General features: G+C 73.1%; 12 protein-coding genes. 11 read left to right on the top strand and 1 reads right to left on the bottom strand.

All coding sequences use genetic code 11. From position 1 onward, the window contains the following. Window positions 1-111: 111 nt before the first annotated feature. Window positions 112-1,299, bottom strand: a complete 1,188-nt coding sequence (locus ABTX60_RS08065; protein ID WP_352096237.1) for a pyridoxal phosphate-dependent aminotransferase — start codon at window positions 1,297-1,299, stop codon at window positions 112-114. A 128-nt stretch (window positions 1,300-1,427) separates the two neighbouring features. Here ABTX60_RS08065 and ABTX60_RS08060 point away from each other — a divergent pair, with 128 nt between their 5' ends. The 11 genes from ABTX60_RS08060 to kynU all read left to right on the top strand — a co-directional run bounded on the left by ABTX60_RS08060 (window position 1,428) and on the right by kynU (window position 13,278). Further along, window positions 1,428-1,712 (top strand): hypothetical protein, encoded by a 285-nt coding sequence (locus ABTX60_RS08060; RefSeq protein ID WP_352096236.1) that lies wholly within the window; start codon window positions 1,428-1,430, stop codon window positions 1,710-1,712. Window positions 1,713-2,448: 736 nt separating this feature from the next. Further along, window positions 2,449-2,976 (top strand): DUF2617 family protein, encoded by a 528-nt coding sequence (locus ABTX60_RS08055; RefSeq protein ID WP_352096235.1) that lies wholly within the window; start codon window positions 2,449-2,451, stop codon window positions 2,974-2,976. A gap of 166 nt (window positions 2,977-3,142) precedes the next feature. Then, on the top strand, window positions 3,143-4,798 hold the full coding sequence (locus ABTX60_RS08050; protein ID WP_352096234.1) for a polyamine aminopropyltransferase: 1,656 nt from the start codon (window positions 3,143-3,145) through the stop codon (window positions 4,796-4,798). A gap of 168 nt (window positions 4,799-4,966) precedes the next feature. After that, window positions 4,967-5,788, top strand: a complete 822-nt coding sequence (locus ABTX60_RS08045) for an SRPBCC domain-containing protein (protein WP_352096233.1) — start codon at window positions 4,967-4,969, stop codon at window positions 5,786-5,788. A gap of 466 nt (window positions 5,789-6,254) precedes the next feature. Then, window positions 6,255-7,043: an aldose epimerase family protein gene (locus ABTX60_RS08040; protein WP_352096232.1), complete on the top strand. Its 789-nt coding sequence runs from the start codon at window positions 6,255-6,257 to the stop codon at window positions 7,041-7,043. Between the two features lie 10 nt (window positions 7,044-7,053). Then, window positions 7,054-7,602: an orotate phosphoribosyltransferase gene (gene pyrE / locus ABTX60_RS08035; protein WP_161361521.1), complete on the top strand. Its 549-nt coding sequence runs from the start codon at window positions 7,054-7,056 to the stop codon at window positions 7,600-7,602. A gap of 148 nt (window positions 7,603-7,750) precedes the next feature. Then, window positions 7,751-8,773, top strand: a complete 1,023-nt coding sequence (gene fbaA / locus ABTX60_RS08030) for a class II fructose-bisphosphate aldolase (RefSeq protein WP_104783177.1) — start codon at window positions 7,751-7,753, stop codon at window positions 8,771-8,773. Window positions 8,774-8,843: 70 nt separating this feature from the next. Beyond that, the gene (locus ABTX60_RS08025) at window positions 8,844-10,313 is read left to right on the top strand and encodes an MFS transporter (protein WP_352096231.1); all 1,470 of its coding nucleotides are present in this window, start codon (window positions 8,844-8,846) and stop codon (window positions 10,311-10,313) included. 366 nt (window positions 10,314-10,679) lie between these two features. After that, window positions 10,680-11,093 (top strand): DUF3151 domain-containing protein, encoded by a 414-nt coding sequence (locus tag ABTX60_RS08020; RefSeq protein ID WP_352096230.1) that lies wholly within the window; start codon window positions 10,680-10,682, stop codon window positions 11,091-11,093. A 150-nt stretch (window positions 11,094-11,243) separates the two neighbouring features. Then, complete coding sequence (locus tag ABTX60_RS08015; protein WP_352096229.1) at window positions 11,244-12,074, top strand: tryptophan 2,3-dioxygenase family protein; 831 nt, start codon at window positions 11,244-11,246, stop codon at window positions 12,072-12,074. Further along, window positions 12,067-13,278, top strand: a complete 1,212-nt coding sequence (kynU, locus tag ABTX60_RS08010; RefSeq protein ID WP_352096228.1) for a kynureninase — start codon at window positions 12,067-12,069, stop codon at window positions 13,276-13,278. Before ABTX60_RS08015 ends, kynU begins: the two co-directional genes overlap by 8 nt. The last annotated feature ends 148 nt before the right edge of the window (window positions 13,279-13,426 follow it).

The raw sequence follows: 13,426 nt of genomic DNA, 5'->3' as shown, positions 1-13,426 counted from the left end.
GGGCGCGGCAGGCCTCCCGACCGTAGGCCGGAGGTGATGAAGAACCTTTGAAGAACCTGTCATCCGATCATGCGGCACCCCCCTGGGCGGGCGGAGCCCCTGCGGCCCGAGCTACGACTTCAGGCGCTGCACGGCCTCCTGAAGTACCTCTGTCCGCTTGCAGAACGCGAACCGCACGAACGGCGCGCCCGCCTCCCGGTGGTCGTAGAAGACCGCGTTCGGGATGGCGACGACTCCCGCGCGCTCCGGCAGCGCGCGGCAGAAGGCGAAGCCGTCGCTCTCCCCCAGGGGGCGGATGTCGGTGGTGATGAAGTAGGTGCCGGCCGGCTTGAAGACCCCGAAACCGGCCTCCGCCAGGCCGCCCGCCAGTAGGTCCCGCTTGGCGAGCATGTCGTCGCGGAAGGCGGTGAAGTAGCTGTCCGGGAGGGCGAGCGCCTCGGCCACCGCGTACTGGAACGGCCCTGAGGACACGTACGTCAGGTACTGCTTCGCCGACCGGACCGCCGTGACCAGCTCCGGGGCCGCCGTCACCCAGCCGACCTTCCAGCCCGTGAACGAAAATGTCTTCCCGCTGCTCGAAATGGTGACCGTGCGCTCCCGCATCCCCGGGAACGTCGCCAGCGGCACGTGCTCGGCGTCGTCGAAGACCAGGTGCTCGTACACCTCGTCCGTCACCACGAGCAGGTCCCGCTCCACCGCCAGCTCGGCGACCGCGGCCAGCTCCTCGCGGGTCAGGACCGTGCCGGTGGGGTTGTGCGGGGTGTTGATCAGCAGCAGCCGGGTGCGGTCGGTGACGGCGTCGCGCAGCTCGTCGAGGTCGAGACGGAACCGGCCCTCGTCCTCCTGAGCGCGCAGCGTGACCGGTACCCGGCGCCCGCCGGCCATCGCGATGCACGCGGCGTAGGAGTCGTAGTACGGCTCGAAGGCGATCACCTCGTCGCCGGGCTCCACCAGCGCCAGCAGGGCGGCGGCGATGGCCTCCGTGGCGCCGGCGGTGACCAGGACCTCCGTGTCGGGGTCCCAGGCCAGGCCGTAGCGGCGCTGCTGGTGGGCGGTGACCGCGGTGCGCAGCTCGGGGACGCCGGGGCCCGGCGGGTACTGGTTGCCGAGGCCGTCCCGCAGCGCCCGTACGGCGGCCTCCCGGACCTCCTCGGGACCGTCGGTGTCGGGGAAGCCCTGCCCGAGGTTGATGGCGCCGGTGCTCAGTGCGAGGGCGGACATCTCGGCGAAGATCGTCGTCCCGAACTCGGCGAGCCGGCGGTTCAGGAGGGGGCGCGCGCTGGAGGTCATACCGGTCATCCTGCGCCGAAGCTCTGGAGTTCCTCAACTCTGTGTTGGGCCGGAAGCGGGGAGGGCATCACCGCTTCACGCAAGAGCGAGGCGCCCACGGGGGGCCGCTTCGGGGGACATGGAAGGAGGGTGACGCCATGATCGTCGGCATCATCCTGGCGGTGGTCGGAGTCGTCCTGGTCGGGGCGCTGGTCTCCAAGGCCCGTGGGGGCGGTTCCCGGGGGGCGACACGTCGCGGGGGGTGGGCGTCCAGCGGTTCGAGCAGCAGCGGCGCCGGCGGCAGCTGGTGGGCGGGCGGGGGAGACTCCGGCTCGTCCGGCGGCGGGCACCACGGCGGACACTCCTGCGGCGGCGGCTCGTCCTGCGGAGGCGGGTCGTCCTGCGGGGGTGGTGGCGGTGGCTGCGGCGGCGGAGGCAGCTGACTGACGCCGGCGCTCCTCACGACGGGGGAGCCGCATCCACCGAACGCGGGGTCCGCACCTGGGGCGGGCCCCGCGTTGTCATGCCGAGGGGGCGGCGGGACGCTGCGGTCAGGGGGGAGCGGGCCCTGCGGCCAGGGGGGTGGGGTCAGCGGGCCCTGCGGCCAGGTGAGCCAGGGGACGGGACCGAGGGCCGGGGACCGAGGGCCAGGGGAGCCAGGGGCACGGGACCGGGGGCACGGGACCGGGGGGCAGGGGGCAGCGGTGCCCGGACGGACGATCCGTCGAATTCCTGTCGGGTGGCTTCGCGCGGCTGTCCGCAACATCCCATGTCTGTAGGACAACTCGCGCCCGACCTGGTGCGACTCGGGCAACTTCGCGTCCCGAACGGCCCTTTCGGGATCTCGCCGGAATCCCGGGCACCCCCTTCGTCCCGGCTGCGGGCGTGAGCCACGGCGCACCGGCGCACGCCTCCCCGGCACCGGCGCACGCCGTGGTTGAACAGTTGAGCTGTGGAGCCCTCTGAGGGATGGAAACCCTACGAACTTGGGTAAAAACGCTGTGGCGGCGCCATCGTTCGTGATTCCCTCTAAGTCACCGACGCAGCCCCTCGGACGATCTGCGGACACCTTCCCGAAACCGGCCGACCGGGCTGCCCCGGGCCGACATCCCCCGGTGCCGTGCCACCGGGGCGCAGCGGACCCCACTCCCTCTCCTTGTGTGCTTGCGGAGCCGATCCATGCTCACGACCCTGAACACCTCCTACACCGACACGCGCGCGGCCGATCTCGCGTGGGCCCTGGGGCGCGAGCCGCTTCCCGCACTGGCCGCGCTCGACCTCGAACTGGCGGGCACCAAACTGCAGTTGCGGCTCCTCGGCGCGTCCCACCAGGTCCTGCTGGAGGAGGAGCGGGGCATCTGCTCGGAGACGGTGGCGTGCATCGCGGGCAGCAGCACCCCGCTTCCGCTCGGCGTCGCGAAGCGGGTGAACGACTGGGAGTACGAGTTCGCGGCCCGCGTCGAGGTCCTCTCGCCCGGCTCCTTCGCGGGCCGCGCCCAGGAGTTGCTGGCCCTCGTCTCCGACCATCCGCACGGTCTCGTCGGCGTCTTCCCCGGCAGCCCCTACGCCTTCACGGCCCTGCTCGCCCAGCATCACGAGGGCCAGGTCCACTGGCGGACCTGGCACGCCTATCCGCAGGACGGGCAGTTGGTGGCGACCCGCACGAGGGTGGGCGTGCGCGTGCCGGCTGCGGCGCTCGTCAACTGACCCCGGCGCGAAGGTGACTTACCTCGGCACTCCGCTGCCCGGCTGTCGCCCGGCCCGCCGCACCGCGTGCTGCGAACCGCATCCCGTACCGATGCCCGTCCCCGGTAAACCAGCACCACACGTGTGGGTGACGTACCGCGGTCGAGGTGTGACGTAACGTCGCAGCGTGATCGAGCCGCACGCGCCCGCCCCGCCCGGTTGCCCGCCGCCCTGGAGCGCCCCGGGCGGCCCCGGCGGCCCGGCGCGACTGCCCGTACGGCCCGGCACCGGACGGTTCCTGGTCCTCGCGGGCGTGTTCGTCTGCGCGGCCTGCGGACTCGTGTACGAACTGGAACTGGTCGCGCTCGCCTCCTACTTGATGGGTGATTCCGTCACGCAGGCGTCCGTAGTGCTCTCCGTCATGGTCTTCGCCATGGGCATCGGCTCCCTCGCCGCGAAGCGGCTGCGCCCGCTCGCCGCGGCAGGCTTCGGTGCCGTCGAGGCCACCCTCGCGCTCGTCGGCGGGTGCAGCGCGATGGCCCTGTACGCGGTGTTCGCCTGGACCGGCGACTGGGGCGGGATGTGGGCCAACGGGCCGCGCTGCCTGCTGGTCGCCTTCTCCCTGGCCACCGGACTGCTCATCGGCGCCGAAGTCCCGCTGCTGATGGAGATGATCCAGAGAATCCGCCGCCAGGACGCGGGCGGCGCGGTAGCCGACCTGTCCGCCGCCGACTACGTCGGCGCCCTCGTCGGCGGTCTCGCCTTTCCCTTCCTCCTGCTGCCGTTACTCGGGCAGTTGACCGGCGCGCTGCTCACCGGCGCGGTCAACGCGGTCGTCGGCGGTGCGCTGGTGCTCGGCCTGTTCCGCCGGGACCTGACCCGGCGCGCCCGCTGGCTGTTGCTGGTCGGCAACGCCCTCGTCCTCGCGGTCCTCGCCTCGGCCGCCGTCCTCGTCGACGACTTCGAACGGGCCGCGCGGCAGGCGGTGTACGGCGACGACGTCCGCGTGGCGCTGCGGACCGAGGTGCAGGAGGTCGTCCTCACCGGCGGCACGAGCGGGCGGTCCCTCGACCTGTTCCTCGACGGCCGGCTGCGGGTCAGCGGACGCGACGAGCCGCGTTACCACGAGGCCCTCGTCCACCCCGCGATGAGCGGACCGCACGCGCGCGTGCTCATCCTGGGCGGCGGGGACGGCCTGGCCGCGCGCGAGGTGCTGCACCACCCCGGAGTGGACCGGGTCGACGTCGTCGAACTCGACGCCGAGGTGATCCGCCTGGCCCGCACCGACCCGGCCCTGTCCGAGCTCAACCGGCACGTGTTCGGCGACCCGCGCGTGCACGTGGCGACCGACGACGCCTTCGGCCGGCTGCGCGGAGCGAATCCCGCGACGTACGACGTGGTCGTCTCGGACCTGCCTGACCCGGGGATCACCGCGAGCACGAAGCTGTACTCGCAGGAGTTCTACGGCCTCGCGCGGCGCGTACTGGCCCCCGGCGGACGGCTCGTGGTGCACGCGGGGCCGGTCACGTCCGGCCCCCGGGCGTACTGGACGGTCGAGGCGACCCTGCGCGCGGCCGGTTTCCGCACCGCCCCGTACGGCACGAGCGGCCGCCACACCGATGTCGCGGCCGGGCCCGACCGCACCCCCGCCGACCGCTCCCGGGCGCCCCGCGACTGGGGTTTCGTCCTGGCCGCCCGCACGGACCCGCGACTGCGGCTCGACCCGGACGGCCCGCGGTCCCGAGTCCTCACGGAGGCGTCCCTGGCCGCGGGGGAACGGGCGGCGCGCAGGACGCGGATCACGGGATTGCCGGCATCGACGCTGGTGCACCCGCGCTACTGAGGGACGGGGCCGTCCTCGGGTGCCCGCCCTGCCGGGGCCGTCCTCGCGGGACTCTCCTCGTGGAACCCGCCCGGCGGGCCGGGAGGATACGCCTGGTGGGGGTGGATCGAGGGGTGAATCCCTCAGCCGGGGGTGCGTTCCGCGCTGTGCTGGGTAGAGTCCGTCGACATGGAGCACGAGGTGTTCGTTCCGGTTCCGGCCGAGCGGCTGAGGGAGGTGCTGGACGACCCCGCGCGGGTCGCCCGGGCCGTTCCCGGGCTCCAGCAGGACGCCGGCGCCGAGCCCGTCGCCGGGCGGCTGAAGATCCGCGTCGGCAGCCACTCCGTCACCTACCGGGGTGCCCTGCGGGTGTCCCGGCGCGAGGGTGCGTACGTCGTCGAGGGCGAGGCGGAGGAGTCGCGCGGCAGCGGCTCGGTCGAGCTCGTCCTGCGGATCACCCTGCGTGAGGCGGAGGGCGGCTGCACGGTCGTGTACGACGGCACGGCCACCGCGGACGGACGGATCAGGGACCTCCCGGCGGACGCGGTGGAGGGGGCGGCCACCCGGCTGCTGAACCGTTTCGCGGAGCACCTGGCCGCGGCGGTCACGGACGCGGGTGACGCAGACGCACGGGCGGAGGCCGAGGAGAAGGCCTCCACCGACCCCGGTCTCACCGAGGAACCCCCGGCCCCCGAACGCCCCTCCGCCTTCGGCGCCGATACCCCGCCCACCTCTCCCGCACCCGTGGACGACGCGGACGACGAGGACGATGTGGACGACGAAGACGACGACGAGGACGACGACATCGCCGAGGCGGCGCACGCACGACGGACCATGATCGGACGCAGCGCCGAGGAGGTGGACCACGCCCCGCCCCGGGGCCGGTACGCCCCCGTGCCCGCGCCCCAGACCGTGACGGCCCCGGCCCCGCTGCGCTGGGCGGCCCCCGCGGCGGCCCTCGCCCTGGCATCGGCCATCGTGGCGGTCCGCGCCCTACGCAGACGCCGCTGAACCACCGGCGGCCGGACGGGACAACCCGGCGGCGGGACCCGATCGCCCCGGCAGCACCTGGCGGCGGGGCCGGACTGCCCCGGCAGGACCCGGTGGCGGGGCCGGATTGCCCCGGCAGGACCTGGCGGCGGGGCCGGACTGCCCCGGCAGGACCCGGTGGCGGGGCCGGACTGCCCCGGCAGGACCTGGCGGCGGGGCCGGATTGCCCCGGCAGGACCTGGCGGCGGGGCCGGACTGCCCCGGCAGGACCCGGTGGCGGGGCCGGACTGCCCCGGCAGGACCCGGTGGCGGGGCCGGACTGCCCCGGCAGGACCTGGCGGCGGGGCCGGACTGCCCCGGCAGGACCTGGCGGCGGGGCCGGACTGCCCCGGCAGCACCCGGCGGCCGGACCCGTCCGCCCCGGCGCGCAGGCCGAAGCGGCGCGCAACCGGTGAGGCCCTCTTGATCACCGCAGTAGGGTCGTCCCGTGAGTGACGAAGACATCACGCTGACCGCGGGTGACGCGGAGGTGACCGTGCAGCCGGGCAACGGCGGCCGGGTCGGAGGACTGCGGATCGGTGGCGTCGAACTGCTGCGCCAGGGTGAGCGCTTCGGCTGCTTCCCGATGGTGCCCTGGTGCGGCCGGACCCGGGACGGACGGTTCCTGGACGGCGCCGAAGTGCGGCAGCTGCCCCTCAACGCCCCGCCCCACGCCATCCACGGCACCGTCCGCGACAGCGCCTGGCGCACCGCCCGGACCAGTACGGACGAGGCCGTCCTCACCTGCGAGCTCGTCGACCCCTGGCCCCACAAGGGCCTCGTCACCCAGATCGTCGCCCTCACCGAGGACGCGCTGACGCTCACCATGTCCGTCGAGACGTACGACTCCTCCTTCCCGGCGCAGATCGGCTGGCACCCCTGGTTCAACCGGAACCTCGGCGGCCAGGACGTCACCCTCGACTTCCACCCCGCCTGGCAGGAGGAGCGCGGCGCGGACCACCTGCCCACCGGCAACCGCCTCGACCCGAAGCCCGGCCCCTGGGACGACTGCTTCGGCATGCCCGGCGGCGTCGAGGCGACCCTGACCTGGCCCGGTCAGCTGGAGCTGAAGGTGACCAGCGGTGAGGAGTGGGTCGTCGTCTACGACGAGCAGCGGGAGGCCGTGTGCGTGGAGCCGCAGACCGGCCCGCCCAACGGCCTCAACACCCTGCCGCACCTGGTCACGCCCCTGGAGCCGCTGGAGGCCAGCACCACCTGGAGCTGGCGCCGCCTCTAAGCTGGGCGGCATGACGGACACACGCGGCGCGCTGCTGCAGCAGATCAAGGACAAGGCCGTGGTGCACGGCAAGGTGACCCTGTCGTCGGGTCTGGAAGCCGACTACTACGTCGACCTCCGGCGCGTCACCCTCGACGGCGAGGCCGCGCCGCTGGTCGGGCAGGTGCTGCTCGATCTGACCGCCGAGCTGGAGTTCGACGCGGTCGGCGGGCTCACCATGGGCGCCGATCCGGTCGCCGCCGCCATGCTGCACGCGGCCGCCGCGCGCGGGAAGCGCCTGGACGCCTTCGTCGTGCGCAAGGCCGCCAAGGCGCACGGCCTGCAGCGACGCGTCGAGGGCCCGGACATCGCCGGCCGCCGCGTGCTGGTCGTCGAGGACACCTCCACCACCGGCGGTTCCCCGCTGACCGCCGTCGAGGCCGTGCGCGAGGCCGGGGCCGAGGTCGTCGCCGTCGCGACCATCGTCGACCGGGCGACCGGCGCCGCGGAGAAGATCCAGGAGGGCGCCGGGGTGCCGTACCTCTTCGCCTTCTCGAAGGACGAGCTGGGCCTCGACTGACCGGGGACTGACCAGGGCGTGGACGGTGGCCTGGACCTTCCGGCCAAGTCTGGAAAGATGGGGCCGACGATGACGTCGCACCCCAAGGTCTAGGTCAGGGCCGTTAGACACAGCAGTACGTCAACCCGCAGATACAAGGAGCGGACGCATGCCCATCGCAACTCCCGAGGTCTACAACGAGATGCTGGACCGGGCGAAGGCAGGAAAGTTCGCCTACCCGGCCATCAACGTGACCTCCACCCAGACCCTGCACGCGGCCCTGCGTGGTTTCGCTGAGGCGGAGAGCGACGGCATCGTCCAGATCTCCACGGGTGGCGCCGAGTTCCTGGGCGGTCAGTACAGCAAGGACATGGTCACCGGCGCCGTCGCCCTGGCCGAGTTCGCGCACATCGTCGCCGAGAAGTACCCGGTGAACATCGCGCTGCACACCGACCACTGCCCGAAGGACAAGCTCGACGGGTACGTACGTCCGCTCCTGGCGCTCTCCCAGAAGCGCGTCGAGGCCGGTCTGAACCCGCTGTTCCAGTCGCACATGTGGGACGGCTCGGCCGAGACCCTCGCCGACAACCTCTCCATCGCGCAGGAGCTGCTGGAGCAGGCCCGCGCCGCGAAGATCATCCTCGAGGTGGAGATCACCCCGACCGGTGGCGAGGAGGACGGCGTCACCCACGAGATCAACGACTCCCTCTACACCACGGTCGACGACGCGATCCGCACCGCCGAGGCCCTCGGCCTCGGTGAGAAGGGCCGCTACCTGCTCGCCGCGTCCTTCGGCAACGTGCACGGCGTGTACAAGCCGGGCAACGTCGTCCTGCGCCCCGAGCTGCTGAAGGAGCTGAACGAGGGCGTCGCCGCCCAGTACGGCAAGGCGTCGCCGTTCGACTTCGTCTTCCACGGCGGCTCCGGCTCCACGGAGGAGGAGATCCGCACCGCCCTGGAGAACGGCGTCGTGAAGATGAACATCGACACCGACACCCAGTACGCGTTCACGCGCCCGGTCGCGGACCACATGTTCCGCAACTACGACGGTGTCCTGAAGGTCGACGGCGAGGTCGGCAACAAGAAGACCTACGACCCGCGCACCTGGGGCAAGCTCGCCGAGGCGTCCATGTCCGCGCGTGTCGTCGAGGCCTGCGGCAACCTGCGCTCCACCGGCACGAAGATCAAGTAGTCCCGGTCCGCTCGCACACGGAAGAGCCCGGCATCTCCTGAGGTGCCGGGCTCTTCCGTATGCTCCCTGCATGCCCGATGTCCGGTTGGCTTCCCCGCAGGGCAAATGGGTCCTGCTCACCACCGTCCTCGGCTCCAGCATGGCGATGCTGGACTCGACCGTCGTCAACGTCGCCCTGCCGCGCATCGGCCGGGACCTCGACGCGAGCCTGTCCGCCCTGCAGTGGACGGTCAACGCGTACATGGTCACGCTGGCCGGGCTGATCCTGCTGGGCGGGGCGCTGGGGGACCGGTTCGGGCGGCGGAAGGTGTTCGTCGTCGGCGTGGTGTGGTTCGCGCTGGCGTCGCTGCTGTGCGGGATCGCGCCGAACGTGGGAGTGCTGAACGCCGCGCGGGCCCTGCAGGGGGTGGGCGGCGCGCTCCTGACCCCCGGGTCGCTGGCACTGATCCAGGCGTCCTTCCACCCCGACGACCGGGGGCGGGCGGTGGGCCTGTGGTCCGGCTTCGGCGGGATCGGGGCGGCGGTCGGGCCGTTCGTCGGCGGCTGGCTGGTGGACGGGCCGGGCTGGCGGTGGGTGTTCCTGCTGAACGTGCCGGTGGCCCTGGTGTGCGTGCCGGTGGCCCTGCGGCACGTTCCCGAGTCGGGCGACCAGCAGGCGCACGGGCGGTTCGACGTGCTCGGGGCCGCGCTGGGGGCGCTGGCGCTCGCCTTGGTGACGTATGCGCTGATCGAGGCCGGTGAGGGCGGGGTGGTGGTGGCCGTCTCGGCGGTGGCCGGGCTGGCCGCGGCCGTCGCGTTCGTGCTCGTCGAACGGCACCGGCCCGATCCGATGATGCCGCCGGACATCTTCGCGTCCCGGCAGTTCACGGCCGTCAACCTCGTCACGCTGTGCGTGTACGCGGCGCTCGGCGGGTTCTTCTTCCTCGCCGCGCTCCAGCTCCAGGTCGTCGTGGGCTACTCGGCCCTCGCCGCCGGTACGGCGCTGCTGCCGACGACCGTGCTGATGCTGCTGCTGTCCGCGCGCTCCGGGGAACTGGCCGACCGCATCGGGCCGCGGATCCCGCTGACGGTGGGGCCGCTGCTGTGCGCGGGCGGGATGCTGCTGATGCTGCGGGTCGGGCCGGGGGCGTCCTACCTCACCGACGTGCTGCCGGCGCTGCTGGTGCTCGGGCTGGGCATGGTCACGCTGGTGGCACCGCTGACGGCGACGGTGCTGGGCTCGGTGAGCGTGGTGCGCGCCGGGCTGGCCAGCGGCATCAACAACGCGGCGGCCCGGGCGGCGGGCCTGATGGCGGTGGCGGCGCTGCCGCTGCTGGCGGGCATGGGGGAGGAGGCGTACCGGGAGCCGGCCGCCTTCGACACGGCGTTCGGAAAGGCCATGGGGTGGTGCGCGGGGGCGCTGGTGGCGGGGGCGCTGATCGCAGCCGCGGCGGTCCGCAGGCCGCCCCCGGACTGCAGGCGCCCGGAGTGCCTGCGGCATGCCGGCGTGACGTCACCGCCACTGGAGGGCGATCCGGTACGCAAGAGGTTGCCGTCCTAGAACCGGTAGGCAAGAGGCTGCCGTCATAGGAGGTGCCCGGCCTGACATGGGAGGCGCCGCGCACGTCCTAGAACCGGTAGGCAAGAGGCTGCCGTCATAGGAGGTGCCCGGCCTGACATGGGAGGCGCCGCGCCGCCCGGCCGTGCTGCATGCTTTCGGGCCGCCCGGCCGTGCTGCATGCCGTCGGGCCGCCCGGCCGTCGGGCCGTCGGGGCACCGTCCGCCCAGCCGCCGCCGGGCCCGGGCCCCCGTCGGGCGGTGGAGGCGGTCCTCTCGCAGGACCCGGCGCGGCCCGCCGCGGAAGTCGTCCGGTCGATCCCCCCCGCCCGCTGCACCGCAGTGGGCGGCATGGCGCAGACTTGGACCCATGTCCATTCACGAGAACCTTCTCGGGGGCCCTCCCCCGACCCATCTCCCCGACGACCCCGGGCCGCGGGAAATGCTCGCGTCGGGTGCCGCGTCCGTCGAGGTCGCCGGTGCGCACCCCACCTCCTCGCTCGCCTGGGCGCAGCTCGCCGACGAGGCGTTCGAGCGGGGCGCGGCCGTGGAGTCCTACGCGTACGCCCGCACGGGTTACCACCGCGGCCTGGACGCGCTGCGCCGCAGCGGCTGGAAGGGCCACGGCCCGGTGCCGTGGGAGCACGAGCCGAACCGCGGCTTCCTGCGTGCCCTGCACGCCCTCGCCCGCGCCGCGCAGGCCATCGGCGAGCAGGAGGAGTACGAGCGCTGCTCCCAGTTCCTGAAGGACTCCTCGCCGACGGCGGCGCAGGTCCTGGGCTGACACACGGTCCGTGCACGCGAGGCCCGTCCCCGAAAGGCGGGCCTTGCGGTTTCGGGGGACGATTGCGCAAGATGCCCTCGGGGACCGGGGCCCCCGTGTCGGATTCGGCAGGGGCGGACCGCTACCCGGAGTTATACGCAGGAGACAGCGATGTCCCACGAGGCTCACGAGCCCGAGACCCCGCATCTCGACTTCCACGGCACGACGCCGTACGAGGACTACGTCAAAGCGGATGTCCTCACCCACCTCCAGCACACCCTCTCCGACGATCCCGGAGAGATGGTCTTCCTGGTGACGACCCAGGTGATGGAGCTGTGGTTCACCGTCATCGTCCACGAGTGGGAGACGGCCGCAGGCGCGCTCAGGGGTGACGACATCCCCACCGCCGTCGCCGCGCTCAAGAGGTCCGTCCGCGAGCTGGAGGCGCTCAACCACTCCTGGAAGCCGCTCGCCCAGCTCACGCCGGCCCAGTTCAACTCGTACCGCAGCGCGCTCGGCGAGGGCTCCGGCTTCCAGTCGGCGATGTACCGGCGCATGGAGTTCCTGCTCGGCGACAAGTCCGCGTCCATGCTCGTCCCGCACCGGGGCGCACCGCGGGTGCACGCCGAGCTGGAGAAGGCACTGCACGAACCGAGCCTGTACGACGAGGTCGTAAGGCTGCTGGCGCGGCGCGGGCACGACATCCCGGAGGCCGTGCTGCGGCGCGACGTCTCGAAGCGCTACGAGCCGTCGCCGGAGGTGGAGGCGGCCTGGACGGCCGTCTACTCGGGCGACGAGAGCGACGAGGTCGCGCGGCTGGGCGAGGCGCTGAGCGACGTCGCCGAGCTGGTGTGGCGCTGGCGCAACGACCATCTGGTCGCCACGCGCCGCGCGATGGGCGCCAAGACCGGCACGGGCGGTTCCGCCGGGGTGGCCTGGCTGGAGAAGCGCGCGCAGAAGAACGTGTTCCCCGAGCTGTGGACGGCGCGGTCCTATGTCTGACCTGGCCATCGTGGCGGAGAAGCTGGACGCCGTCGACGAACTGGGCGGCAAGCGGGCCGAGTTCGTCCTCGACACTGCGTCTGATCATGCGGCTGACGCCGCGGGGGTCTACCTCGACGGCAACTCCCTCGGTGCGCTGCCGGCCGTGGTCCCCGGCCGGGTCGAGGACGTCGTACGCCGCCAGTGGGGCGAGCTGCGCATCCGGTCCTGGGAGGAGAGCGGCTGGTGGACGGCGCCCGAGCGGATCGGCGACCGGATCGCCCCGCTGGTCGGGGCGGCGCCCGGGCAGATCGTCGTGGGCGACTCCACGAGTGTCAACGTCTTCAAGGCACTCGTGGGCGCGGTGCGGCTGGCCGGGGAGGGCCGTGACGAGCTCATCGTCGACGCGACGACCTTCCCCACCGACGGGTACATCGCCGAGTCCGCCGCCCGTATGACCGGCTGCACCCTGCGGCCCGTGGCACCCGCGGACGTGCCGGGCGCGCTGGGCGAGCGCACCGCCGCCGTCCTGCTCAACCACGTCGACTACCGCACCGGCCGGCTGCACGACCTGCCCGGACTGACGGCCGCCGCGCACGAGGCAGGGGCGGTCGCCGTCTGGGACCTGTGCCACAGCGCGGGCGCACTGCCGGTCGGGCTGGACGCGCACGGCGTGGACCTCGCGGTCGGCTGCACCTACAAGTACCTGAACGGCGGGCCCGGTTCACCCGCGTACCTGTATGTGCGGCAGGAGCTGCAGGACCGTTTCGACTCGCCGCTGCCCGGGTGGAACTCGCACGCCGAGCCGTTCGGCATGCGCCCCGGCTACGAACCGGCCCCCGGTGCCCTGCGCGGCCGGGTCGGCACGCCCGACATCCTCTCCATGCTCGCCCTGGAGGCGGCCCTGGAGGTCTGGGACGGGGTGTCGGTCGAGGCGGTGCGGGCCAAGTCCCTGGCGCTGACGGACTTCTTCCTTCAGTGCGTGGCGGCGTATGTGCCCGAGGGCCGGGTGGAATGCGTGACGCCGGTGGCGCACGCGGAGCGGGGCAGCCAGATCGCGCTGCGCTGTGATGACGCCGGAGACGTGATGAAGCGGCTGATCGAGCGGGGTGTGGTCGGCGACTTCCGGGCGCCGGACGTGCTGCGCTTCGGGTTCACACCGCTGTACGTCGGGTTCGCCGACGTGGAGCGGGCGGCGCGGGTGCTGGCCGAGACGCTGGCCTGAGCGGCGGCGGGGCCGGGACGCCCCTGAGGTGTCCGGCCCCGCGGCGCCCGTCCGGTCTTCACCGAGCGTCACATCCCGGTGTCACCGCACGTCACGCGCCTGGTACCGTCCCGGCCAACGGCCGGCCCCTCAACAGGGCCGCCGCGTA

This window comes from Streptomyces sp. NPDC126510 (genome assembly GCF_040302345.1).
Taxonomy (GTDB): Bacteria; Actinomycetota; Actinomycetes; order Streptomycetales; family Streptomycetaceae; genus Streptomyces.
Note: the sequence above shows the minus strand (reverse complement) of the source record. Positions and strands in the feature narration are given on the sequence as shown.